1 protein-coding gene is annotated in these 1,442 nt (G+C 67.5%); it reads left to right on the top strand.

Annotation, left to right across the window (positions count from 1 at the left end; all coding sequences use genetic code 11):
* Nucleotides 1-225: 225 nt before the first annotated feature.
* Nucleotides 226-1,422 (top strand): IS110 family transposase, encoded by a 1,197-nt coding sequence (locus ACIBEA_RS44570; RefSeq protein WP_399270303.1) that lies wholly within the window; start codon nt 226-228, stop codon nt 1,420-1,422.
* The last annotated feature ends 20 nt before the right edge of the window (nt 1,423-1,442 follow it).

Genomic DNA, 1,442 nt, shown 5'->3' on the forward strand with positions numbered 1-1,442 from the left:
GCCCTACCTTTCTTTGTGGGTTTGAACTGGTCATTCGTAAGATCGGTGGACCCAGGGGTTCCGGGTATGGCTGCCATGGTGTCGCCGTGAATGGCTCAAGGAGCTTGGCCGCCCGGAACCCCGCGACGACTCGACCGCCAATTGGGAGATGCGACTCGATCGCTTTGTAGGGCAACGTCGGCGAGGTCGTCTGCTGGGCTGTGAACACGCGACGAGCTGACGGAGGTGGCCGTGCCCCAGATATGGGCCGGAGTGGACATCGGCAAGGAACATCACCACTGCGTGGTGATCGACAGGGACGGCGAACGGCTGCTGTCCCGCCGGGTCCTGAACGACGAGACGGCCCTGCTGGAGCTGATCCAGGACGTTTTGGCCCTCGACGAGGATGTGCTGTGGGCGGTTGACCTCAACCACGGTGGCGCCGCACTGCTGATCGGCCTGTTGGTCAGCCACGACCAGCCCTTGGCCTACCTCACCGGCCTGGCCATCCACCGCGCCTCGGGAACCTACCGCGGCGAGGGCAAGACCGACGCGAAGGACGCCTTCGTCATCGCCGACCAGGCCCGCATGCGCAAGGACCTGAGCCTGCTGCGGCCCGGCGACGAGATCGCCATCGATGTCCGCACGCTGACCACTCGCCGCACTGACGTCGTGGCCGACCGGACCAGGCAGATCAACCGGCTTCGGGCCCAACTTCTCGAAATTTGCCCGGCATTGGAACGAGCACTGGAGCTGACCAACAAGGGCCCGGTCGTCCTGCTGACCGGCTACCAGACCCCGGCGGCGATCCGCCGGGCCGGTGTGAAGCGGATCGAGACATGGCTTCGAAACCGGAAGGTCTACGGTGCTGCCGCGCTGGCCAAGGCCGTCGTGGAAGCCGCCGAGGCCCAGCACACCGCTCTGCCCGGCGAGAAGCTGGCCGCCGCCATGGTGGTCCGCCTCGCCAAGGGGGTGATCGCCCTCGACCAGGAGACCACCGAACTCGACGCAATGATCGAGGCCCGGTTTCGAGAGCACCCGCACGCCGAGGTGATCCTCAGCCTGCCCGGCATGGGCAAGCTCCTCGGCGCCGAGTTCCTCGCCGCCACCGGCGGCGACATGGACGCCTTCGGCAGCGCCGACCGCCTCGCCGGCTACGCCGGCCTCGCGCCCGCCCCGCGTGACTCCGGACGCGTCAGCGGCAACCTTCGCCGTCCTCGCCGGTTCCACCGAGGGCTGCTTCGGGCCTTCTACCTCTCGTCGTTCGCCAGCCTGAAGTCCTGCCCCGCCTCGCAGGCGTTCTACACACGCAAACGCGCCGAGGGGAAGGGCCACAAACAGGCCCTGCTGGCGCTCTCGCGCCGCCGCGTCAACGTCCTGTGGGCCATGATTCGCGACGGAGCGTGCTACCAAGCCATACCACCGGTCACGGCAGCGGCTTGACATCAGCATTGGGAAGCTCC

This window comes from Streptomyces sp. NPDC051555, assembly GCF_044454405.1.
In the GTDB taxonomy this organism is placed as follows: domain Bacteria; phylum Actinomycetota; class Actinomycetes; order Streptomycetales; family Streptomycetaceae; genus Streptomyces.